Origin of the sequence: Streptomyces sp. XY431, from assembly GCF_001279805.1 — a bacterium.
Classification (GTDB): domain Bacteria; phylum Actinomycetota; class Actinomycetes; order Streptomycetales; family Streptomycetaceae; genus Kitasatospora; species Kitasatospora purpeofusca.
This window is the reverse complement of the sequence record NZ_LGDO01000391.1, coordinates 32,016-51,718: the sequence shown is the minus strand read 5'-3', so window position 1 is coordinate 51,718 and position 19,703 is coordinate 32,016. Positions and strand designations below refer to the sequence as shown.

General features: G+C 72.4%; 21 protein-coding genes. 13 read left to right on the top strand and 8 right to left on the bottom strand.

Annotated features, from left to right (window positions below; genetic code table 11):
- A partial coding sequence (locus tag ADK60_RS27220) for a hypothetical protein (RefSeq protein ID WP_053649464.1) occupies positions 1–249 on the bottom strand: 249 nt, incomplete at its 3' end.
- Between the two features lie 276 nt (positions 250–525).
- On the opposite strand from ADK60_RS27220, the gene ADK60_RS27215 reads away from it, so the two are divergent.
- The 4 genes from ADK60_RS27215 to ADK60_RS27200 all read left to right on the top strand — a co-directional run bounded on the left by ADK60_RS27215 (position 526) and on the right by ADK60_RS27200 (position 2,702).
- Complete coding sequence (locus ADK60_RS27215; protein WP_053649462.1) at positions 526–939, top strand: VOC family protein; 414 nt, start codon at positions 526–528, stop codon at positions 937–939.
- A gap of 70 nt (positions 940–1,009) precedes the next feature.
- Positions 1,010–1,672, top strand: a complete 663-nt coding sequence (locus ADK60_RS27210) for a hypothetical protein (protein WP_053649460.1) — start codon at positions 1,010–1,012, stop codon at positions 1,670–1,672.
- A 128-nt stretch (positions 1,673–1,800) separates the two neighbouring features.
- Complete coding sequence (locus ADK60_RS27205; RefSeq protein WP_053649458.1) at positions 1,801–2,268, top strand: winged helix DNA-binding protein; 468 nt, start codon at positions 1,801–1,803, stop codon at positions 2,266–2,268.
- A gap of 47 nt (positions 2,269–2,315) precedes the next feature.
- The gene (locus ADK60_RS27200) at positions 2,316–2,702 is read left to right on the top strand and encodes a cupin domain-containing protein (RefSeq protein WP_053649456.1); all 387 of its coding nucleotides are present in this window, start codon (positions 2,316–2,318) and stop codon (positions 2,700–2,702) included.
- A 26-nt stretch (positions 2,703–2,728) separates the two neighbouring features.
- Here the strand turns inward: ADK60_RS27200 and ADK60_RS27195 are convergent, their stop codons facing one another.
- Positions 2,729–4,231, bottom strand: a complete 1,503-nt coding sequence (locus ADK60_RS27195; protein ID WP_053649455.1) for an FAD-dependent monooxygenase — start codon at positions 4,229–4,231, stop codon at positions 2,729–2,731.
- A gap of 111 nt (positions 4,232–4,342) precedes the next feature.
- Here ADK60_RS27195 and ADK60_RS27190 point away from each other — a divergent pair, with 111 nt between their 5' ends.
- The 5 genes from ADK60_RS27190 (at position 4,343) to ADK60_RS27170 (ending at position 10,166) form a co-directional block, all read left to right on the top strand.
- Positions 4,343–4,978 carry a TetR family transcriptional regulator gene (locus ADK60_RS27190; protein WP_045943632.1) on the top strand — a complete coding sequence of 212 codons (636 nt, stop codon included), beginning with the start codon at positions 4,343–4,345 and terminating at the stop codon, positions 4,976–4,978.
- A 195-nt stretch (positions 4,979–5,173) separates the two neighbouring features.
- Positions 5,174–6,745, top strand: a complete 1,572-nt coding sequence (locus ADK60_RS27185; protein WP_053649453.1) for a Re/Si-specific NAD(P)(+) transhydrogenase subunit alpha — start codon at positions 5,174–5,176, stop codon at positions 6,743–6,745.
- Positions 6,746–6,750: 5 nt separating this feature from the next.
- The gene (pntB, locus tag ADK60_RS27180; RefSeq protein WP_053649450.1) at positions 6,751–8,229 is read left to right on the top strand and encodes a Re/Si-specific NAD(P)(+) transhydrogenase subunit beta; all 1,479 of its coding nucleotides are present in this window, start codon (positions 6,751–6,753) and stop codon (positions 8,227–8,229) included.
- 180 nt (positions 8,230–8,409) lie between these two features.
- Positions 8,410–8,829, top strand: a complete 420-nt coding sequence (locus ADK60_RS27175) for a YciI family protein (RefSeq protein ID WP_045943636.1) — start codon at positions 8,410–8,412, stop codon at positions 8,827–8,829.
- Positions 8,802–10,166, top strand: coding sequence for an RNA polymerase sigma factor (locus ADK60_RS27170; RefSeq protein ID WP_053649448.1), 1,365 nt, complete (start codon positions 8,802–8,804; stop codon positions 10,164–10,166). The genes ADK60_RS27175 and ADK60_RS27170 overlap by 28 nt, the downstream gene beginning before the upstream one ends.
- A gap of 31 nt (positions 10,167–10,197) precedes the next feature.
- Here ADK60_RS27170 and ADK60_RS27165 read toward each other — a convergent pair whose 3' ends face one another.
- The 5 genes from ADK60_RS27165 to ADK60_RS27145 form a co-directional block, all read right to left on the bottom strand.
- The gene (locus ADK60_RS27165) at positions 10,198–10,896 is read right to left on the bottom strand and encodes a DUF3152 domain-containing protein (protein ID WP_053649446.1); all 699 of its coding nucleotides are present in this window, start codon (positions 10,894–10,896) and stop codon (positions 10,198–10,200) included.
- Positions 10,897–11,150: 254 nt separating this feature from the next.
- Positions 11,151–11,942, bottom strand: coding sequence for an ABC transporter permease (locus tag ADK60_RS27160; protein ID WP_053649445.1), 792 nt, complete (start codon positions 11,940–11,942; stop codon positions 11,151–11,153).
- On the bottom strand, positions 11,939–12,940 hold the full coding sequence (locus ADK60_RS27155; RefSeq protein ID WP_502687462.1) for an ATP-binding cassette domain-containing protein: 1,002 nt from the start codon (positions 12,938–12,940) through the stop codon (positions 11,939–11,941). The genes ADK60_RS27160 and ADK60_RS27155 overlap by 4 nt, the downstream gene beginning before the upstream one ends.
- Positions 12,941–13,068: 128 nt before the next feature.
- A complete protein-coding gene (locus ADK60_RS27150) occupies positions 13,069–13,914 on the bottom strand; it encodes a DUF4097 family beta strand repeat-containing protein (RefSeq protein ID WP_045943640.1) in 846 nt (281 codons plus the stop codon).
- A gap of 368 nt (positions 13,915–14,282) precedes the next feature.
- Complete coding sequence (locus ADK60_RS27145) at positions 14,283–15,026, bottom strand: class I SAM-dependent methyltransferase (protein WP_053649441.1); 744 nt, start codon at positions 15,024–15,026, stop codon at positions 14,283–14,285.
- A gap of 414 nt (positions 15,027–15,440) precedes the next feature.
- Here ADK60_RS27145 and ADK60_RS27140 point away from each other — a divergent pair, with 414 nt between their 5' ends.
- The 3 genes from ADK60_RS27140 to ADK60_RS46985 all read left to right on the top strand — a co-directional run bounded on the left by ADK60_RS27140 (position 15,441) and on the right by ADK60_RS46985 (position 17,601).
- Positions 15,441–15,839 (top strand): ML domain-containing protein, encoded by a 399-nt coding sequence (locus ADK60_RS27140; RefSeq protein ID WP_053649440.1) that lies wholly within the window; start codon positions 15,441–15,443, stop codon positions 15,837–15,839.
- 354 nt (positions 15,840–16,193) lie between these two features.
- Positions 16,194–16,898: a phosphotransferase family protein gene (locus tag ADK60_RS27135; RefSeq protein ID WP_234371271.1), complete on the top strand. Its 705-nt coding sequence runs from the start codon at positions 16,194–16,196 to the stop codon at positions 16,896–16,898.
- A gap of 355 nt (positions 16,899–17,253) precedes the next feature.
- Positions 17,254–17,601 (top strand): transposase family protein, encoded by a 348-nt coding sequence (locus tag ADK60_RS46985; protein ID WP_234371268.1) that lies wholly within the window; start codon positions 17,254–17,256, stop codon positions 17,599–17,601.
- Between the two features lie 403 nt (positions 17,602–18,004).
- Here ADK60_RS46985 and ADK60_RS27125 read toward each other — a convergent pair whose 3' ends face one another.
- Positions 18,005–18,427, bottom strand: a complete 423-nt coding sequence (locus tag ADK60_RS27125; RefSeq protein WP_159400602.1) for a rho GDP-dissociation inhibitor — start codon at positions 18,425–18,427, stop codon at positions 18,005–18,007.
- Positions 18,428–19,278: 851 nt separating this feature from the next.
- Between ADK60_RS27125 and ADK60_RS27115 the strand changes: the two genes are divergently transcribed.
- Complete coding sequence (locus tag ADK60_RS27115) at positions 19,279–19,665, top strand: Imm32 family immunity protein (RefSeq protein ID WP_053649431.1); 387 nt, start codon at positions 19,279–19,281, stop codon at positions 19,663–19,665.
- Positions 19,666–19,703 lie beyond the last annotated feature (38 nt).

Here is a 19,703-nt window from a genome sequence, read left to right as displayed (position 1 = left end):
GTCGGGGCGCGGGCGGGCGGTGAGGTGGAGGCTGGTCGCCTTGACGCCGCGGTCCTGGGCGAAGGCGGCCAGCGCGCTGTTCGCGCCCCGGTCGGTGGCCCGGGGCAGCGCGGTCACGGTGAGGACGGTGACGAAGGTGAGGACGGCGGTGAGCACGGCGGCCGCACGCGCCGTGCGCAGCCGGGTGCGCACCCAGGGCGCGGGCCGGTGCTCGTCCCCTCGGCGACCGCGCTCGCGGTGCGTCAGCATGCTGCCCCTCCCCCGGCGGGCACCCCGGAGCAGTCGGCCCACCGGTCACCGGCCCATGATCACCGAATAGCGGACGATGCTGCCAGACGCGTCCGCGGAAGGGAAGGTCCGTTCGGGCAGAACGACGGCGGGGGCGACGGGACGACAGCGGGGGCGACGGGACGGCGCCGGGGCACGCGTCGCGCCGGGCGTCGCGCCGGGCGGCGCCCCGGCCCGGCGTTCCCTAGGCTGAGGAAACGGTTATTTCCCCCGGATTCATCAGGAAAGGGATCAATCATGCCGTCCATCCTCAACCCGTACATCACCTACAACGGCGACGCCCGGCAGGCCCTGGAGTTCTACCAGCAGGTCTTCGGCGGCGAGCTGAGCCTCAACACCTACGGCGACTTCGGCGCCGGGGAGGGCCCGGGCGGCGACCGGATCATGCACGGCATGCTGACCACCAGCAGCGGCTTCACCCTGATGGCCGCCGACAACCCGCCCGGCACCGACCACACGCCCGGCGGCAACATCTCGGTGAGTGTCAGCGGCGAGGACGACGCCGAACTGCGCGGCTACTGGGAGAAGCTGTCCGGCGGCGGCTCGGTGGCCGTCCCGATGGACAAGCAGATGTGGGGCGACGTCTTCGGAATGTGCACGGACCGCTTCGGCGTCACCTGGCTGGTCAACATCAACCAGCCGCGTTCCTGAGCCGCCCGCGGGTCGGCGGCCGCCCTCCCCGTGGCGGCCGCCGTCAGTGGCCCGTGGCACAGTTCCGCCCATGAACATCACCACCACCCCGCACAGTTGGGACCAGGCCGTGGCGCTCTTCGAGCAGCGCCGCCTGCCCGCCGACTCCTACCAGAACCTCTACGAGGAGCAGTACGACGTCCACACCGGCGCCCTGGCGGTCGAGGGCAATCTCGACCTCGACGCGGCCGAGCCCGACGGCACCGGCTACATCGTGGACGGCGACCTTCTGGTGGACGGCGCGGTCATCAACACCGACGACGGCTGCCCCGCGCTGGTCGTCCTCGGCGACCTCCGGGCGGCCGCCGTCTACCTGGAGGGCGACGCCAAGCTGATCGTCGGCGGGGACGTCCAGGTCGGGGCCTTCGTCGGCCATCTGACGGACAAGCTGGTGATGATCCACGGGGACCTCAGGACCCGGGTCACCGTGCTCTCCTCCGAGTTCGAGCCGGACCTCGTCGGCGGCGAGCTGTTCGGGCCGGTGCTCCGCCCGTCGTACCTCGCGCCCTTCCCCGGCGCCGTGCCCGTCGCCCCGGAGACGGTGCTGGTCCCCGAGGTGCTGCTGACCGGGGCCGACACCGACCCGGACGAGTGGCGCGGCTTCGACACCCCGGGCGTCCACGGCGGCCGGCTGCTGCGGCGGATCGAGGCCGGTCTGCCGGTGACCCTGGCCGAGCAGGCCGCCAGGGGCTGACAGTGGCTGACAGGGCCGACCGCCGGGGCTTCCCTCCCTTGCCCTCAACCGCACTTCAAGTCCTACGGTTCTCGTACGACCCGCACCGCGTGCGGGCCGCTCACCCGAGACACCAGGAGGGGACCCCCGTGTCGACCCAGCAGATCTCCGACGCCGAACTCGCCGGCCAGCCCGCCGCCTACTGGACCGGTGTCGCCTACGAGGCCCTCATCGCGTTCACCCGGGCCCGGCAGGCCGAGAAGGGCTACACCCAGCCGCAGTTCTGGCTGCTGCGCAACCTGTCGAAGAACGACATCTCGCCGGACGGGGCGGGCATGACGGTGCCCGAGCTCCGGGCGGCCATGGCCTCCTACCTCCGGTCCGAGGACGACCTGACGGCGGAGGCCGCCGTACTGGTGGAGCGCGGCTGGCTGACCCAGGACGCCGAGCAGCGGCTGTGGCTCACCGAGGAGGGTGAGCAGGCCCGGGTCGACCTCGCCCGCAACGCCCCCGCGATCCGCGCCGCCCTCCACGCGGGCATCGACGACGCGGACTACGTCACCGCGCTGAAGGTGCTCCGGCAGCTGATCCGCAACACGGGCGGGAGCGTCGACTGACGGGCCCGGACCCGGCAGGGCCGCTGTGCGGTGGGAGGATGTCCGCTATGAGGGATTCTGACGGGTCGCGCGGGCCGGACGGGTTCGGCGACGGCGTGGCGGTCGAGGCGCTGCTGCGGGAGGCCGGTGCCGACGCCGCCGGGGCGCTGTGGCGGCTGACCGGCACCGAGCGCCAACTGGACGCCAACGTGGTGCGGTTGCGCCCCGGGGCGGCCGTGGCCGCCCATGTCGAACCCGACCTGGACGTGCTGGTGCTGGGCCTCGCCGGGCGGGGGACCCTGCACTGCGCGGGCGTCGAGCACGCACTGGAGCCGGGCGCGCTGCGGTTGCTGCCGCGCGGCGCCGAGCGCGCGGTGGCGGCGGGGCCGGAGGGCGTCGCCTACCTGACGGTGCACCGCCGCCGCCCGGGCCTCGCCGTCCGCCCCCGCCCCTGACCGCGCCACCGGTGCCGAGGCCCTGATCACCCGGTGGCGGCCAGGCGCGCCAGGTAGGCGTGCACCGGGCCGGGCTCGGCGGCCGGGGTGACCAGCGCGATGTGGTTGTCCGGCCGGACCAGGACCAGGGCCTCGCCGGTCACGCCGTAGGCCCGGCGGACCTCGCTGTCCCGGTCCTCGACCCGCACCGGCCGGACGTGGCCGGGCAGTCCGGCGAGCTCGGGGCGGGCGCCCGCCCCGAGGACGAGCAGGGTGAAGTCGTCGCCGGCGAACCGCTCGAAGAGCCTGCCCGGGGCGCCGTCCGGTCCCGGGCAGGGGCCGTCGGGCGCCCGGTCCCCGGCCCGGAGCAGCGCCTCCGGGTCGCCCTCGGCCGGGGCGCCTCCGGCGAGGCTGCTCCACCGGTAGCCGAGGGACAGTCCGGTGAAGTCGCCGACCCCGCCGGCCTCGACCCCGATGCCGGGCGTGTCGATCCCGTCCATCACGGCCGCCATCCCGGCGCTGGTGACGTCGAGGGTCCACGCGGCGATCGGCAGCCGCTCCTCCTGGTAGGTGTCCAGCAGCGCGGGCGCGGCGAGTCCGCGCACCACATGGCCGAGCTTCCAGGCGAGGTTCCAGGCGTCCTGGATGCCGGTGTTCATGCCGAGCCCGCCCGCCGTGGGGTGGACGTGGGCGCAGTCCCCGGCCAGCAGGACCCGGCCCTCGCGGTAGCGCTCGGCCATCCGGACGTTGACCCGCCAGGTGGACAGCCAGGTGGCGTTGCCGAGCCGGATGTCCTCGCGGCCGGTGTGGGTGGCCGCGAGCCGCTGGAAGCTCTCCAGCGACGGCGGGACCGTTGTGCCGTCCGGGGCGGTCTCCGGGCTGGCCTGGAGCTGCCAGCGGGGGCTGTCCTCGAACGGGCAGAGCATGAAGGCGCCCTGCGGCCCGAACCACTGGTGCCAGGCACCCGGCTCCAGGCCCTCGACCTCCACGTCGCCGCAGACCATCATCGGCTCCGGGTCGCCCTCGCCGACGAAGGGGATGCCGAGCAGTTTGCGCACCGTCGAGCGGCCGCCGTCGCAGGCGACCACGTACTCGGCGGCGATCCGCCGGCCGTCCGCGAGCACGGCCTCCGCCCCGTCGGCGTCCTGCCGGACGTCCACCAGCTCGGTGCCGAGCTCGACCGTCACCCCGAGGGCGGCGAGCCGCTCGCGCAGCAGCGCCTCCAGTTGCGGCTGCTGCAGCCAGCGGCTGGCCGCGTAGGGGGTGGTGGCGCTGGGCCGGGCGCCGGCGAACGGCTCGGTCTCGTTGACGAAGGCACCCTCGAAGTACTTGCGGAACGGCAGGTGGGTGCGACCCACCGCGGCCAGCTCCTCGGCGATGCCCAGGTCCGCCAGGATCTCCAGGCTGCGGGGGTTGAGCGTCTTGCCGCGGGAGCCTTCGGCGTGGGCGGTGGCCCGCTCCAGGACCCGTACCGCCACGCCCTGCCGGGCCAGCCCGCAGGCCAGCGTCAGTCCGGTCGGCCCCGCTCCCACGATCACCACGTTCGTCATGTGTGTGTCCGTACCTTCCGGTGGTCGATGACTCGTCGATGGCTCCATGAAACAGCAACTCAGTAACGAACGCAACCCAGTAACGAATTTATCCGGGTTATGATCCTTGGCATGAGTCCGAGCGAACCAGAACCGGGTCTGCGGACCCTCAAGAAGCAGCGCACCCGGCAGACCATCGCCGATGTCGCCATCGCCCTCTTCCTCGACCGGGGCTTCGCACAGGTCTCGGTGGCCGAGATCGCCGCCGCCGCCGAGGTCTCCAAGCCCACCCTGTTCCGGTACTTCGCCACCAAGGAGGAGCTGGTCCTGCACCGCTTCGCCGACCACCTCGGCGAGGCCGGCCGGGTGGTGCGCGACCGCGCCGCCGGACTCACCCCGCTGGACGCCCTGGAGCGCCACCACCTCGCCGGGCTGGCCGCCCACGAGCCCCAGACCGGACTGACCGACGATCCCGAGGTGCTCGCCTTCCTCCGGCTGGTCTACGAGACCCCGGAACTGTCCGCCCAGCTCCTGGACTACGTCGACGCCGACGCGGACGCGCTCGCCGAGGCGCTGGACCCGGCGGGCGGCATCACGGCCCGGCTGTTCGCCGCCCAGTACGTGGCCGTCCGCCAGGTGCTCGCCCGCACCGCCTGGGCCAGGCTGGCCGACGGGCAGGACATCGCCGAGGCCGGCCCGCAGGCCGTCGCCGAGACCGCCGCCGCCTTCGCCCTGCTGCGCGACGGAGCCCGCGCCCAGGGGTTCTGAGCCCGACCCGCCACTCCCTGGCGCCCCGGGCGCCGCAGCGGACCCGCCGCCCGGTGAATCGGTGAAGCACGTCACGGCCTCGCCCCGGTGCCCCGGCGGGTCCGGGCGGGTAGGTTCCTGCCTCCAAGGGGAGCAACGCTCCCCCGGACGCGGATCCCGCCGTCATTGGCTCCTCCCAGGAGAGAGGCACGAGTGATGTCTGCACAGGACGCCACGCACCACCCCCCGCGGCGCATCGGTGTGGTCGCCGAGTCGACCGCCGGGGAGACCCGGGTCGCCGCGACACCGTCCACGGTGCGGGGGATCCTCGCCCTCGGCTACGAGGTCGTGGTCGAGTCCGGGGCCGGTACCGCCTCCGGGTTCACCGACGAGGCCTACACCGCAGCCGGAGCGGGAGTCGGGGACGCCTGGGCGGCCGACGTCGTCCTGAAGGTCAACGCGCCGTCGACCGCCGAGGTCGCCCGGCTGCGCGACGGCGCGACCCTGATCGGCCTGCTCGCCCCGGCGCAGCGGCCCGATCTGCTGGAGACGCTGTCGGCGCGCCCGGTCACCGCGCTCGCGCTGGACGCGGTGCCGCGGATCTCCCGCGCGCAGTCGATGGACGTGCTCAGCTCGATGGCCAACATCGCCGGGTACCGGGCGGTGATCGAGGCGGCGCACGTGTTCGGCCGCTTCTTCACCGGCCAGGTGACGGCGGCGGGCAAGGTCCCGCCGGCGAAGGTCCTGGTGGCCGGCGCCGGTGTGGCCGGGCTCGCCGCGATCGGCGCCGCCTCCAGCCTGGGCGCGATCGTCCGGGCGACCGACCCCCGGCCTGAGGTCGCCGACCAGGTGAAGTCCCTCGGCGGGGAGTACCTGCCGGTGCAGGCCGCCCAGGAGACGAGCACCGACGGCTACGCGAAGGCCACTTCGGCCGACTACGACCGGGCCGCGGCCGCGCTCTACCACGAGCAGGCCCAGGACGTGGACATCGTCATCACCACGGCGCTGATCCCCGGCCGGCCGGCCCCCCGGCTGCTCACCGCGGCGGACGTGGCGGCGATGAGGCCGGGCAGCGTCGTCGTCGACATGGCCGCCGCCCAGGGGGGCAACGTCGAGGGCACGGTCGCGGGCCGGACGGTGGTCACCGACAACGGCGTCACGCTGATCGGCTACACCGACCTCGCGGCCAGGCTGCCCGCCCAGGCCTCGCAGCTGTTCGGCACCAACCTGGTCAACCTGTTGAAGCTGCTGACCCCGGGCAAGGACGGGCAGCCGGTGCTGGACTTCGAGGACGTGGTCCAGCGGGCGGTGACCGTGGTCCGGGCGGGCGAGGTCACCTGGCCGCCACCGCCGGTCGCCGTGTCGGCCGCGCCCGCACCCGCCGCGACGCCCGCCGCGCCCGCGGCCGTGGAACCGGCGCGGCCCCGGCTCACCCCGGCGGCCCGGTTCGGCCTGATCGGCGCCGGGATGCTCGCACTGTTCCTGCTGATCGCTTTCGCCCCGACCCAACTGGCCCAGAACTTCACGGTGTTCGCACTCGCCGTGGTCATCGGTTACTACGTGATCGGCAAGGTCCACCACGCCCTGCACACCCCGCTGATGTCGGTCACCAACGCGATCTCCGGGATCGTGGTGATCGGCGCCCTGCTCCAGATCGGGCACGGGAGCGCGACGGTCACCGTGCTCTCCTTCGTGGCGATCCTGCTGACGAGTGTGAACATCTTCGGCGGCTTCGCCGTCACCCGCCGCATGCTGAGCATGTTCTCCTCGTCCCCGGAAAGGCGCTGAGCCCGATGACGTCCACGACGGCGGCCCACGCCGCGGATCTCGTCGCCGCCCTGTTGTTCATCCTCAGCCTGGCCGGGCTGTCCCAGCACCGCACCTCCCGCGCCGGGGTCGTCTACGGCATCGCCGGGATGGCGCTCGCCCTCGCCGCCACCGTGGTGGTGGCGTCCAGGAGCATCAGCGCCGGGGCGGTCGCCCTGATCGTCCTGGCGATGGCGCTGGGCGGAGCGGCCGGGCTGTGGCGGGCCCGGCAGGTCGAGATGACGCAGATGCCGGAACTCATCGCCGTGCTGCACAGCTTCGTCGGCCTCGCCGCGGTGCTGGTCGGCTGGAACAGCTACCTGGAGGTGGAGGCGCACGGCGCGGCGCAGACCGCCGTCGCCGGGGACCTGCTGGGCATCCACCACGCCGAGGTGTTCATCGGCATCTTCATCGGGGCGGTCACCTTCACCGGGTCGATCGTGGCCTTCCTCAAGCTGTCCGCCCGGATCGCCTCGCGGCCGCTGGTGCTGCCCGGCAAGAACGCGCTCAACATCGGCGCGCTGGCGGCGTTCGTGGGGCTGACGGTCTGGTTCACGGTCAGCCCGGGCCTGGGGGCGGTGATCGCGGTCACCGTCCTGGCGCTCGCGCTGGGCTGGCACCTGGTCGCCTCGATCGGCGGCGGCGACATGCCCGTCGTCGTCTCCATGCTCAACAGCTACTCCGGCTGGGCCGCGGCGGCGGCCGGCTTCCTGCTCGACAACAACCTGCTGATCGTCACCGGCGCGCTGGTCGGCTCCTCCGGTGCCTATCTGTCCTACATCATGTGCCGGGCGATGAACCGTTCCTTCCTCTCGGTGATCGCGGGCGGTTTCGGCATCGAGGCCGCCGCGGGCGGGGCCGAGGAGCAGGGCGAGCACCGGGAGGTCCCGGCCGAGGAGGTCGCGCGGCAGCTCGCGCAGGCCAAGTCGGTCGTCATCACGCCCGGCTACGGCATGGCGGTGGCGCAGGCGCAGCACCCGGTCGCGGAACTCACCCGGCGGCTGCGCGAGCGCGGTGTCGAGGTCCGCTTCGGCGTCCACCCGGTCGCCGGGCGGCTGCCCGGGCACATGAACGTGCTGCTGGCGGAGGCGAAGGTGCCGTACGACATCGTGCTGGAGATGGACGAGATCAACGACGACCTCGCCGCGACCACCGTCGTCCTCGTCATCGGCGCCAACGACACCGTCAACCCGGCGGCCATGGACGATCCGGCCAGTCCGATCGCGGGCATGCCGGTGCTGCGGGTGTGGGAGGCGGAGCAGGTGGTCGTGTTCAAGCGGTCGATGGCCTCCGGCTACGCCGGGGTGCAGAACCCGCTGTTCTTCCGCGAGAACAGCGCGATGCTGTTCGGCGACGCCAAGCAGAGCGTGGAGGACATCCTCCGGGCCCTGGACGCCGACGGCTCCGGGGGCGGCGCGGCCGCGGCCGTCCGGCGGGTGCCGCCGGTGGACCGGGCGGGCGTGTAGCGGGGGCATCGCGCCGCACGCGGACCTCAGGAGGCGCGGCAGGGGGCGTCCGGAGAGAATTTCGCTCCGGACGCCCCCGTCGTGTCGATCCCGCGCCGTCCCGTTCGACCTGGGGTAGAGAGGGTCGGACAGCGACTCCCGTACCGACCCCGCACCAAACCCGTACCAAGGAGAACAGCCATGGCGAAGTACATGTTGATCATGCGTGGCAGCGACGAGACGCGCGAGAAGATGATGGACACGCCCTTCGAGGAGATCCTCGACATCATGGGTCGCTACAACGACGAGCTGATCCGGGCCGGGGTGCTGATCGCCGCCGAGGGGCTCGACGACGCGTCGACGGGCGTGGTGGTCGACTTCACCGGGGAGGCGCCGATTGTCACCGACGGGCCCTACGGTGAGACCAAGGAACTGTTCGGCGGCTTCTACATCCTCGACGTGGCTTCGCAGGACGAGGCGGTCGCCTGGGCGAAGCGGCTGCCGTCCCTCCCGGGGATGAAGATCGAGATCCGGCGGGTGCCGGGCATCGACGAGTTCCCGCAGGACAACAAGTGGATCATCCAGGAGCGGGAATGGCGCGAGCGGACCGGCCAGCTCTGAGCACCGGACCGACCGACGGCGCCGGCGGGTCCGCCGGGCACCTCGACGGCCCGCCGGGCGCCGCCGAGGCCGCCCGGCGGGCCGTCGAGGCCGTCTGGCGGATCGAGTCGGCGCGGATCGTCGGCGCCCTCACCCGCTTCACCGGCGATTTCGACCTCGCCGAGGACGTCGCCCAGGAGGCGGTGGCCGAGGCGCTCGTCGCCTGGGCGCGCGACGGCGAGCCGGCCAGCCCGGTCGGCTGGCTGCTCGCCACCGGCCGGCGTCGCGCCATCGACCGGTTCCGCCGCCGCTCCGCCCTCGACGAGCGCTACGCGGCCCTCGCCGGCCGGCTGACCGAGGGCGGGGCGAGCTCCGGCGCCGAGCCCGCCCCCGCCGAGCCGGACGAGCTGCCGTGGGACCCGGACCTGATCGAGGACGACGTGCTCGCGCTGATGTTCGTCGCCTGCCACCCCGTGCTGTCGCCCGAGGCCCGCGCGGCGCTGACCCTGCGGGTGGTCGCCGGACTGTCCAGCGAGGAGATCGCCCGCGCCCTCCTGGTGCCGGTGCCCACCCTCCAGGCCCGGATCACCCGGGCCAAGAAGACCGTCGCCGCCGCCGGCGTCCCCTTCGCGGTCCCCCCGCCGGAGGAGCGGCGCGAGCGCCTCGGCGGGGTGCTGAGCGTGCTCTACGTGCTCTTCACCGAGGGCTCGACGGCGACCAGCGGGGACCGGCTGCTGCGCACCGACCTCGCCTACGAGGCGATCCGGCTGGCCCGGACCCTGGCCGCGCTGCTGCCCGGGGAACCGGAGGTGTCCGGCCTGCTCGCCCTGTTCGAGCTCACCGCCGCCCGCTTCCCCGCGCGCACCGGGCCCGACGGCGAACCGGTCCTCCTGGAGGACCAGGACCGCCGCCGGTGGGACCGCTCGGCCGTCCGGCGCGGACTGGCCGCGCTCGACCGGGCGACCGCCACCGGCCACGGCCTGGGCCCCTACGGCCTCCAGGCGGCGATCGCCGCCTGCCACGCCGGAGCGCCGTCGGTCGCGGAGACGGACTGGCCCCGCATCGTGCTGCTCTACGAGGCGCTCGGCCGGATCGCGCCCTCCCCCGTGGTCGACCTCAACCGGGCGGTCGCCGTCGCCATGGCCGCCGGACCGGAGGAGGCCCTGCGGATCGTCGACGGGCTGGCCGAGTCCGGCCGGCTGTCCGGCTCCCACCTGCTGCCGGGCGTGCGCGGCGAACTGCTCACCCGCCTCGGCCGCACCGCCGAGGCCCGGTCGGAGCTGGAGCTCGCCGCCCGGATGTGCCGCAACACCCGCGAGCGGTCGGTGCTGCTGCGCAAGGCCGCCGCCCTGGGCTGACCGGCCGTTGGTGGCGCGATCGTCCCCGCCGTCAGGGCACCGGCGTCGCGGTGGAGGCGACCACCGGCGGGCCGGTGATCAGGGTGCCGTCCTCGGCGTACGGCGTGCCGTTCGGCACACAGCCGTGCAGCCCCTTGATCTGCTGCATCATCACCGGCGCCGGCGCGCCCTGGCCCGGGCAGTCGACATGGCCCTGGCCGATGATGTGTCCGACCTCGTGGTTGACGGCGAGCGCGTGGTAGAGCTCGGGCTTGCCGGTGTAGAACTCGGACAGCTCCTGCCAGCGCTTGAGGTTGATGACGACCTGCTTGCCCGCGGCGCAGTTCACCCAGCCGCCGGTGTCCAGGCCGTACTGTCCGCAGATCCGGTCGGTGGACTGCGGGGTCGCCAGGTACACGGTGAAGTCCACCGGGTCGGCGTCCACCCGCTGGAAGGCCCGCTCACCGCCGGCGGCCCAGCCGCGCCGGGTGTCCCCGAGCACGGCGTCCACCTCGGCGGCGAACTGCGCGGGCGTGACCTTCAGCCCGTTCTCCGCCCGTACCTTGTACCGGTAGAGGCGCTCCCCGGAGCCGACCCGCTCGGTGCCGCCGGGCGCCGTGGTGAAGGCCAGGGGTTTCGGCGCGGCCTCCGCCCACGGCCGCCACCACCAGGTGCCCGCCGCCACGGCGGCGAGGACCACCAGGGCGATCGCCCCGTACCTCGCCCGCCCCGCGGGCAGCCGGGCCGTCACCCGGCCCACCGGGCGACGGCCCCGCGTATGGAGCGGCGGAAGGCCGGGGCCGCGGCGGGCACGGCGGCCCGGGAACGGCCCCGTCCGAGGTGGATCAACACATCGTTCATACCGAATAGGACGATTCGAGACCCTTCCGCGGTTCACCCGATCTTGGTCGGGTTCCCCGGGGCGGTCACGCTCGGGGCCGTGCCGACGCCCGCCGCCCCGGCGGGGGTCCCGCGTGTCGGCTCACCGACATCCCGTCCGCCGGCTCACCGGGGGTCCCGGTCGAACAGCCGCTTCGACCAGCGGTGGCCGAGCACCGTCAGGCCCAGGCACCAGGCGACGGCGAGCCAGCCGTTGTGGCCGATGCCGGTGCCGAGCAGCAGTCCGCGGAGGGTCTCGATGGCGGGGGTGAAGGGCTGGTACTCGGCGATCGGCCGGAACCAGCCCGGCATGGCGTCCAGCGGGACGAAGGCACTGGAGACCAGTGGCAGGAAGATCAGCGGCAGCGCGTTGTTGCTGGCCGCCTCGGCGTTCGGGCTGACCATGCCCATCCCGACCGCGATCCAGGTGAGCGCCAGGGCGAACAGGGTGAGCAGCCCGAACGCGGCGAGCCACTCCAGCACCGTGGCGTCCGTGGAGCGGAAGCCGATGGCAACGCCGACGGCGCCGACCAGCACGACGCTGAGCACCGCCTGCAGCACGCTGCCGACGACGTGCCCGGTCAGTATCGACCCGCGGTGGATCGCCATCGTCCGGAAGCGGGCCATGATGCCCTCGGTCATGTCGTTGGAGACCGAGACCGCCGTGCCGACCGTGGTGCCGCCGATGGTCATCAGCAGGATGCCCGGGACCAGGTAGGCGATGTACGCGGAGCGGTCGGCGCCGGCACCGCCGATCCCCGCGCTCATCACGTCGCCGAAGACGTAGACGAAGAGCAGCAGCAGGACGACCGGCGTGAGCAGCAGGTTCAGGGTCAGCGACGGGTAGCGACGGGCGTGCAGCAGGTTGCGCCGCAGCATGGTCGACGAGTCGCGGACGGCGAGGGAGAGGGAACTCATCGGACGACCTCCTGGGTCTGGTGCGGCGGAGTGGGACCACCGGTCAGGGCGAAGAACACGTCGTCGAGGTCGGGGGTGCGGACGGTCAGCTCGTCGGCCTCGACGCCGGCGGCGTCCAGCCGGTCGAGGATCGCGCGCAGCCGGCGCTGGCTGCCGTCGCCGGGGATCCGCAGGGTCAGGTCCGCGTCGTCCCGCTCGGCGTCCGCCAGCGCGGCGGCGGCCGCACGGTGGGCGGCCGGGTCGGTGAACCGCAGCCGGATGTGTCCGCCGGGGACCAGCCGCTTCAGCTCCTCGGCCGTGCCCTCGGCGACGATCCGGCCGCCGTCGATCACCGCGATGCGGTCGGCCAGTTCGTCGGCCTCGTCCAGGTACTGGGTGGTGAGGAAGACGGTGGCGCCCTCGGCGACGAGTTCGCGGACGATCCCCCACATGGTGTGGCGGCTGCGCGGGTCGAGGCCGGTGGTCGGCTCGTCGAGGAAGATGATCCGCGGGTTCCCGACCAGGGTCATGGCGATGTCGAGGCGGCGCTTCATGCCGCCCGAGTAGCCGGAGGCGGGCTTCTTGGCGACGTCAACCAGGTCGAACCGGGCCAGGAGCCCGGCGGCGACCCGGCGGCCCTCCCGGCGGGACAGGTGGTGCAGGTCCGCCATCAGCAGCATGTTCTCCTCCCCGGTGATCAGCCCGTCCACCGCGGAGAACTGCCCGGTGACGCCGATCGCGGCGCGGACCCCGTCCGGCGATTCGGCGAGGTCGTGGCCGGCGACCTGGGCGTGCCCGCCGTCGGCCGTGACGAGGGTGGAGAGGATCTTCACCGTGGTGGTCTTGCCGGCGCCGTTGGGCCCCAGCAGCGCGAAGACCGAGCCTGCCGGGATCCGCAGGTCGATGCCGTCGAGGACGGTCCGGTCGCCGTAGGACTTGCGCAGGCCGACCGCGGTGACGGCGGCGGGCGGCGGAGGGGAGTCGGGCCGCCTGGACGCGGGCATGACAATCGAAGGCATGTGGTCCTCCTGTTCGGGGACTCGGTGACGACGGACTGGTGGCTGGGGACTACTGGCTACTGGCCGGGGCTGGGGGCTGGTGACGGTTCGGGGCGTTCGGAGGCCGGGTGGGGAGCGGAGCCGCGGGATCAGGGCTTGGCGCGGAGGACGTCGATGTTGCCGTACCGGGTGCGGGCGCGGACCTCGACGGTGTCCTCGGACTTCCCCGGGGCGTCGGAGGCGTCGAGCATGTTGCGCACCTGGCCGGAGGCCGAGCCGAGGTCCAGCCAGGCCGCCGTGCCCTCCCGGATGCCGACCTCGATGGCACCGTAGGAGGTCTCCAGCTGGACACTGCCCCGGGCCACCTCGCCGATGCGCAGGGTGCCGTGGGCGGTGGTGGCGGCGACCGAGCCGCCGGCCCGCCGGACCTCGATGTCGCCGTTGGCGCCGCTCACCCGCAGATCGCCGTTGGCGAGGTCGACGGTCGTAGTGCCGTGCGTGTTCTTCAGGACCGCGGCGCCGTCGATCCGGCCGATCCGCAGACTGCCGGAGCTGGTGGTGATCTCCGCCTCGCCCTCGATCCGGTCCACGGTGATCGAGCCGTGCGCGGCGGCCAGCCGCAGCGGGCCGGTGGTGTCGAAACGGACATCCCCGGAGGAGGTCTTCACCTCGGTCTCGCCCAGCCGCCCCTCGCCCAGTACCTGGGCCCAGGCGCCGCTCACCTCGATCCGCGAGTCCGCGGGCAGCTCGACCGTGACGTCCACGGTGCCGACGCGGCCGACCAGGTAGCGCGGCTTGGGCGTCCGTACGGTGAGGACCCCGGCGGCGTAGCCGACCTCGGTCTGCTCGGCGGACCGCACGTCGAGGTCCTTCTTCGGATCGCGCGGCCGCACCTCGACGACGGTGTCCGGCCGGTCGACGGCGATGAAATGGATGGAACCGGCCTCGACGTGCGCGGTGACGGCGATCGGGTCGGGAGTGTCGAACGAAGGCATGGTGATCCCGTCCTCGGGGTCTCGGGTGGCGGCCTGGTGGGTCGGTCCGGCAGCTGGTGCTACCGGTGGACAGTGCTACCGGTGGACCGGCCCGACCTCGCGGCGCGGGGTCTCGGCGTACGCGATGAGCTTCATGACGCCATGATGGCACCATGATGACGCCAAGCGCAAGCCTTTTATGTGCCCGAGTGGCTCAGGTCCGGCGACACCCACCCTCCATCCGGGCGCCTATGGCAGCCTCGGGCCGGTGGCACCATGGCGCCGGACGGCTCCGGGACCGGATCGGACTACGTGGCACTGCCCTCCGAGCGGCCCCGGGGCGACACTGGCGCCACTTCGACGCCAGATGACACCAGCCGCGGCACACCTCAGGCGCGGCCGGCCGCCTGCTCGTCCGCGCCCACCAGCAGCCAGCGCGCCGGCAGCTCGATCCGGTCACCGTCCGCCGTGAACTCCGTGGTGGCCAGCGGCAGCTCACCGGAGTCCAGGACCGCGAACCCGGCCGCGCCGAACAGCTCCGCGAACGCCCCGTCGGCCACCTCGGCGGGGGCCAGCCCGTGGGCGAACACCGGGCGCAGCTTCGGCGGCGGCCCGGCCGGCCCCGCGGCCAGGTCCGCCAGGACCCGCTTGGCCGCTTCGGCCAGCTCGACCACGAACGCCCGGCCGCGCCGCCCGGCCAGCACCGCGACGGCCTCGGCGACCGGCCCCCGGTCGGCCGGATCGCTCTGGTGGATCACCCCGCGCAGATAGAGGTTGACGTCGCCGAGGCGGTCGTGGAGCGCGCGGACGGCTCCGGCGTCGGTGGCGTCCAGCCGGGCGTACTCGGCCAGTCCGGCCGGGTCGTTCCGCCGGGCCAGCTCCACGGCGGCCTCCGACAGGTCGACCCCGAGCACCCGGCCGAACCGTCCGGCCAGGAAGCGCGTCTGCGTCCCGCTGCCGCAGCCGAGGTCGACCACCGGCAGCTCCGGGTCGACCAGCCCCGGCCGGAACAGCGCGAGGTGGCGCTCCGCCACCAGGGCCGCTTCCGCGTCCCAGATCACCGCCCCGGGCTCGTCCGGCGCATCCCGCCAGAAACCCTCCCAGGCACCCAGGTACCGACTCGTCACACTCATGACGGAGACCTCCTAGCGTCACCCACAGTGGCCGCAATGTATCCGCCGGTCGTCGCGCCCAAGGGCCGCAACGGCACGGGGAGGACGCCGGGGTGGGAAACACTCACCCTGCGGGTGATGGCACCTCGTACGGGGTTGACCAGTACGAGGAACGGACTCCGCACCGGGCCGGTGGCGCGGGCCCGGCGGCGCGAATGCACGCCAGGGCGCCACCCCCTCCACAAGAGCAACCGCCGACGCGCTGTGCACCACCGCTGTCCCGGCGGACGCCGCCTTCACCGTCACTGCGGCCGTGTCACCGCGCATACGGGTGAAGTGCTCGACGTTTCGCCGCTGGCTCAGGGCGCCGACCGACGATGGTGATCACCAGACCCCGCCACCGGTTCGCGGTGGCCTCACCGTTGGGAGTGCAGCATGGCCGGTTGGAGCTACGAAGACTGCGGGACTCCGGAGGGCACCCTCCTGATCCGCTCCATCAGCGTGACCCCCGATCCGCCGAGGCCGGGCCAGGGCCTGACCATCAGGGTCGGAGGGGACGTCCAGAAGCTGCTCGACGACGAGGCGTACGTCGAGATCACGGTGAAGCTCGGGCTGATCAAGGTCCACCAGAAGCGGCAGACCCTGAAGGAGTTCTTCGCCGAGTGGGGTGCGTCGGTGCCGTCGGCGACGGGACGGTTCGATGTCGAGTTCTCCAAGACGCTGCCGAGGGAGATCCCGGCGGCCAAGTTCAAGATTCGGCTCGAGGCCTTCACCGGGCGCGAGGAGGACGTCTTCTGCCTGGAGTTCACGGTCGACTTCGGGCAGCGGCCCTGACCCGCAAGGGCACCCCTGGCCTGATCGGCACCGCGAGGTCCACCGTCCGGCCGGCCCGTCCCGGCGACGGAACGCCTCAGGTCGCGGCCGGATGACCAGGTCAGGCAGCATCCACGCGATCGGCCGAACAGTCTCTGCCCAGCCCTACCCCACCGACAGTTCCCGCCGCCGCTCTGCCCTGGCGCGGCGTCCGAGAGAGGCCGTACCAGGGCAGAGCGGTCAAGCGCCGAGCGTGCTCACTACCTCTTGCCCTGCTTGTTCAGGAAGTCGTTGTACTTGTTGATGCCGTCAACGTGCGAGCGGCCACTCATTTCCTTACGACGTGGTGCGCGAATGGAGTCAGGGTTGGTGCAGATGCAGCGTGGTGCCGTGATCGATGATCTGTGGATGCGTCCGTTGAAGCACGGCTATACCAACCGCACCGTCGGCGACGGATCGGTGGTGGAGAAGACCTACGAAGGCCCCGATGCGGGGCTCCGCCGTGCGCGGGAGCACACGCTGCTGACCCGGTTGCAGGGGAAGTTGCCCGTGCCCCCGGTACATGGCCTGGACAACGGGATCCTCACCCTCGGGTTCGTCACCGGTACTCCGGGCCAGGACCTGATCGACGCTGGTCGCGCGGCGCAGGTCCTGGAGGCATGTGGGACGCTGCTGCGCCGCATCCATGAGACCGCGCCGAGCGTTCTCGGGGCGGGTGCCCAGGATGCCGGGCAGGTGCTCGTCCACGGGGACTTCGGGCCCAACAACATGCTCCTGGACCCGGTGACGTTCCAGGTCGCTGCCGTGGTCGACTGGGAGTTCGCCCACCTCGGCGATGCGGTCGAGGACCTGGCCTGGTGCGAGTGGATCGTACGGATGCACCACGCCGAGCACCGCCAGGCGCTCGACCGCTTCTTCCACGCCTACGGCGGGCCGGTGCCCGCGTGGCCGGTTCGCCAGGCGGCCATGCTGGCCAGGTGCGCAGAGCTGGAGCTGTTCTGCCACCGCTGGGAGTCGAACGGCCCGGGAGTCAGGCAGTGGCAGGAGCGCGCTGCCACGACAGCGGGCTGGCAGGAGTAGCCCACGTGTCGGCCGGGCACGGGAGCGGCCGTGACGTGAGGAAGGCCGTGCGGGTTGGGTCTGTTGTGACGCAATCCCTGACCCGCACGACCTTGTCCCATCCTATCCTCACCGGCCTGCCACGCCGTCGACTCGGCTCGCTGATCAACAAGTTGGCCCCGGCATGGACGGCCTCGGAGGAGGGAGGACTGCACGAGCAGCGGGGTCGTGACCGCCTGCGTGCTGCCGGGGCGGGACCGAATCACCAGCTGGTGTTCACCGACCGGGTCATCGCCACGCTGGTCGTCCTGCGCTTCCAGCTCCCGCACGCGGCCTTGGGCGTGCTCTATGGGCCGGGGCGTTCCGCCCCGGGCGGATGCACGACCGGACGGCGGTGCGCACAGAGGGAATCGCCGACCTGTTCAGGCAGTTCCCACAGGTCAAAGCCAAGGTCGACGCCGGATACCGGGGCCTGGCGAAGGAGCTTCCCGACCAGCTCCAGGCCCCGCCGCTCAAACCGAAGAAGGACGCGACGCCCGAAGAAGTCGCCGCCTGGAACGCGGAACGCCACCAACAGTCGTCGGAGCGGATCTGCGTGGAGCACCCCAACGCCGAGCACGAGCAGTGGCGCGCCCTGCAACGCTTCCGCGGCCGCCGCGAAGACTTCGACGAGACCTGCACAGCCGTAGCCGGCCCGGTCTCCGACCGCGCTGCCGAGAGGTGATCACTCATCAGACAACCCGCCAGGCCGACACGCCCTGACCTCAATCGCGCACAGCGCCGTTAGAAGGCCGATGCAGATGATCTCGCGGACGCGTCGAAGAGGTGGTCCGGCCAGGCGGAGCGGGCCGGCGGCGGGAGCCGAGGTCCGCGAAGGCGCCGAGGCCGGCTTCGCGCAGGTGGGCGAGGATGTGGTCGCGGCGGGCTGGGAGCTGGACAGTACCGGGCGCTTCCGACGATCACGCCGGTCGGCGGGCACAGCGCGGTCCACCGTCCACGCCGGACGGCGTAGACGGTGGACCGGCCGATCTTGAGGGTGCGGCGGCTCTCGGTCATGCTGACGCTGTCGTCGACCAGACAGCGCGGCATGGCCGGCTCGGCTAGGCCGAGCACCCTGTGATCGCTGTTTACCGCCAATCTGCGGCGATCTTGTAGGACCACTTGAAGTCGGCGTACACGGTCCCGTCATCGTCGAGAATCCGGCTTTGGACAGCGTAAGTGCCGGAGCGGGCCAGCACGCCCTCGGGCATCTCCTCGGTCGTGAGCTCCTTCTTGTACGGTCGTCCCTCAGGAGAGGGACCGTACGAACCGAGGGTGCCTTCCAGCTTGTCCACCTTCACGCCCGCGCGCTTGACCAGGTGTACGTACGTGTACCGCGAGATGTCGCCGGGATTGACACGGAACTCCACGCCGAGGCTGTACTCCGCGCCTTCCTTGAAGACGACCGGATTGGTCAGGAGGCCAGTGTCGGCAGGGTCCAGCCGCAGCCGTTCACTCCCTTCCGAACTCACCGTCAGCGCCAGCAGAACGAACTTGGGCTCTTCACTCATCGGAATCTCCAACATACGTACGGTCAACGGAAGGACGGTCCAACCATCCCGAAATCACCGGCACCACCCCCAACGCACCGCGCGCCGCCACAGGTCGGCCTTCACGGCGGACCGCAGGCTGCCCCACAGGGGTCCCGAATGGCGCCTCACCCTGTCCACGGCCGAGGAACTGATTGTGTGTCGAGATTGCCAGTACAGCGTCAGAAGTCCTGACCATTTGTCATGACCTTCGCACCTTGGAGTGAACCTTGCCCCACCTTGAATACAGCGCGACCAGGCTCTGCTATGCGAGCGAACCCGCGGCAGATCAGACAATCGACACCGACCGGCCGTGGGCCTACCGCCGACCCGCAGGGGCCTGAAAAGGCAGGCGCGGATGATCTCGCGGACGGCATCGAAGAGGTGGTCCGGCGTGTGCACCCCGACGCGGACGTCGACGACGACCGGACCGGAGAGTCGTCGGCACAGGACTTCTACATCGCCAGCCGCGTCTGCTCGGTCGGCGACAGCAGGCCCGAGCACCTCACCTTCTCGGACGGCTTTCGGGTACGAGCGCGCACCCGACCTCCCGCCGGGCGCTCGCGCCCGGGGCACCCGGCGCTGGCGGGGTTGAGGTCCTGGCGGGGTTCGGCCGCGCTCTCGTCGGCGCACCGAAGTTGATCAATATGGGCCGTTGACGCCCGCAGCCGCAGCCGGCCCGCTTGGACGGGACACGCGAGGCGCGACCGCCTCGCCCGCTCGGACTGGAAGAGCGGTCGATTGGCCCCTGGACGAGTGGATCCGAAGTGCCCGATGGTGTCTGGCAGCCGGCTGGCATCATGGGAGTCCGATCCTGAAGGAGTGCCGACCGCGTGAGACTCATCTGCGACCCCGTGCACGGCGAAGTGGATCTCACGGCGTCGGCAGAGGAACTGAACCGTTTGGCGGCCGCGGTGGCCGAGGGCGAGGGGCTGCTCAGCTCCACGCCCTCGGCGGGCAGCGACGCCCTGGCGGGGATCGAGGTCAAGAAGACCGCCGGCCCCGGTGTCCTTGTCCATCTGGATTCCGAGCGACAGGTCCTTGTGATCAGTGGTGACTCCGCCGGCAGGACGGTGCTTGCGGAAAACCTGCGCGGCATGGCTTCCGCCGAGGACGGCGGTCACCTTCACATCGACTACTTCCCCGGGCACTTCTACCTTGCTGAAGGGTCGCTGCCGTTGGTGGTCAACAGCCCGCACGGAGGCATGCCAACCCGTTGAGGTCGTTGCGCGGTCCGGCGGTCACGCAGGTGCCGGGG

Excerpts from the sequence above, each read along its gene's own strand:
- ADK60_RS27215 (WP_053649462.1), top strand. The coding sequence starts at position 526 with ATGCCGTCCATCCTCAACCCGTACATCACCTACAACGGCGACGCCCGG.
- ADK60_RS27210 (WP_053649460.1), top strand. The coding sequence starts at position 1,010 with ATGAACATCACCACCACCCCGCACAGTTGGGACCAGGCCGTGGCGCTC.
- ADK60_RS27200 (WP_053649456.1), top strand. The coding sequence starts at position 2,316 with ATGAGGGATTCTGACGGGTCGCGCGGGCCGGACGGGTTCGGCGACGGC.
- ADK60_RS27195 (WP_053649455.1), bottom strand. The coding sequence starts at position 4,231 with ATGACGAACGTGGTGATCGTGGGAGCGGGGCCGACCGGACTGACGCTG.
- ADK60_RS27190 (WP_045943632.1), top strand. The coding sequence starts at position 4,343 with ATGAGTCCGAGCGAACCAGAACCGGGTCTGCGGACCCTCAAGAAGCAG.
- ADK60_RS27185 (WP_053649453.1), top strand. The coding sequence starts at position 5,174 with ATGTCTGCACAGGACGCCACGCACCACCCCCCGCGGCGCATCGGTGTG.
- pntB (WP_053649450.1), top strand. The coding sequence starts at position 6,751 with ATGACGTCCACGACGGCGGCCCACGCCGCGGATCTCGTCGCCGCCCTG.
- ADK60_RS27175 (WP_045943636.1), top strand. The coding sequence starts at position 8,410 with ATGGCGAAGTACATGTTGATCATGCGTGGCAGCGACGAGACGCGCGAG.
- ADK60_RS27170 (WP_053649448.1), top strand. The coding sequence starts at position 8,802 with ATGGCGCGAGCGGACCGGCCAGCTCTGAGCACCGGACCGACCGACGGC.
- ADK60_RS27160 (WP_053649445.1), bottom strand. The coding sequence starts at position 11,942 with ATGAGTTCCCTCTCCCTCGCCGTCCGCGACTCGTCGACCATGCTGCGG.
- ADK60_RS27155 (WP_502687462.1), bottom strand. The coding sequence starts at position 12,940 with ATGCCTTCGATTGTCATGCCCGCGTCCAGGCGGCCCGACTCCCCTCCG.
- ADK60_RS27150 (WP_045943640.1), bottom strand. The coding sequence starts at position 13,914 with ATGCCTTCGTTCGACACTCCCGACCCGATCGCCGTCACCGCGCACGTC.
- ADK60_RS27145 (WP_053649441.1), bottom strand. The coding sequence starts at position 15,026 with ATGAGTGTGACGAGTCGGTACCTGGGTGCCTGGGAGGGTTTCTGGCGG.
- ADK60_RS27140 (WP_053649440.1), top strand. The coding sequence starts at position 15,441 with ATGGCCGGTTGGAGCTACGAAGACTGCGGGACTCCGGAGGGCACCCTC.
- ADK60_RS27135 (WP_234371271.1), top strand. The coding sequence starts at position 16,194 with ATGCAGCGTGGTGCCGTGATCGATGATCTGTGGATGCGTCCGTTGAAG.
- ADK60_RS46985 (WP_234371268.1), top strand. The coding sequence starts at position 17,254 with ATGCACGACCGGACGGCGGTGCGCACAGAGGGAATCGCCGACCTGTTC.
- ADK60_RS27125 (WP_159400602.1), bottom strand. The coding sequence starts at position 18,427 with ATGAGTGAAGAGCCCAAGTTCGTTCTGCTGGCGCTGACGGTGAGTTCG.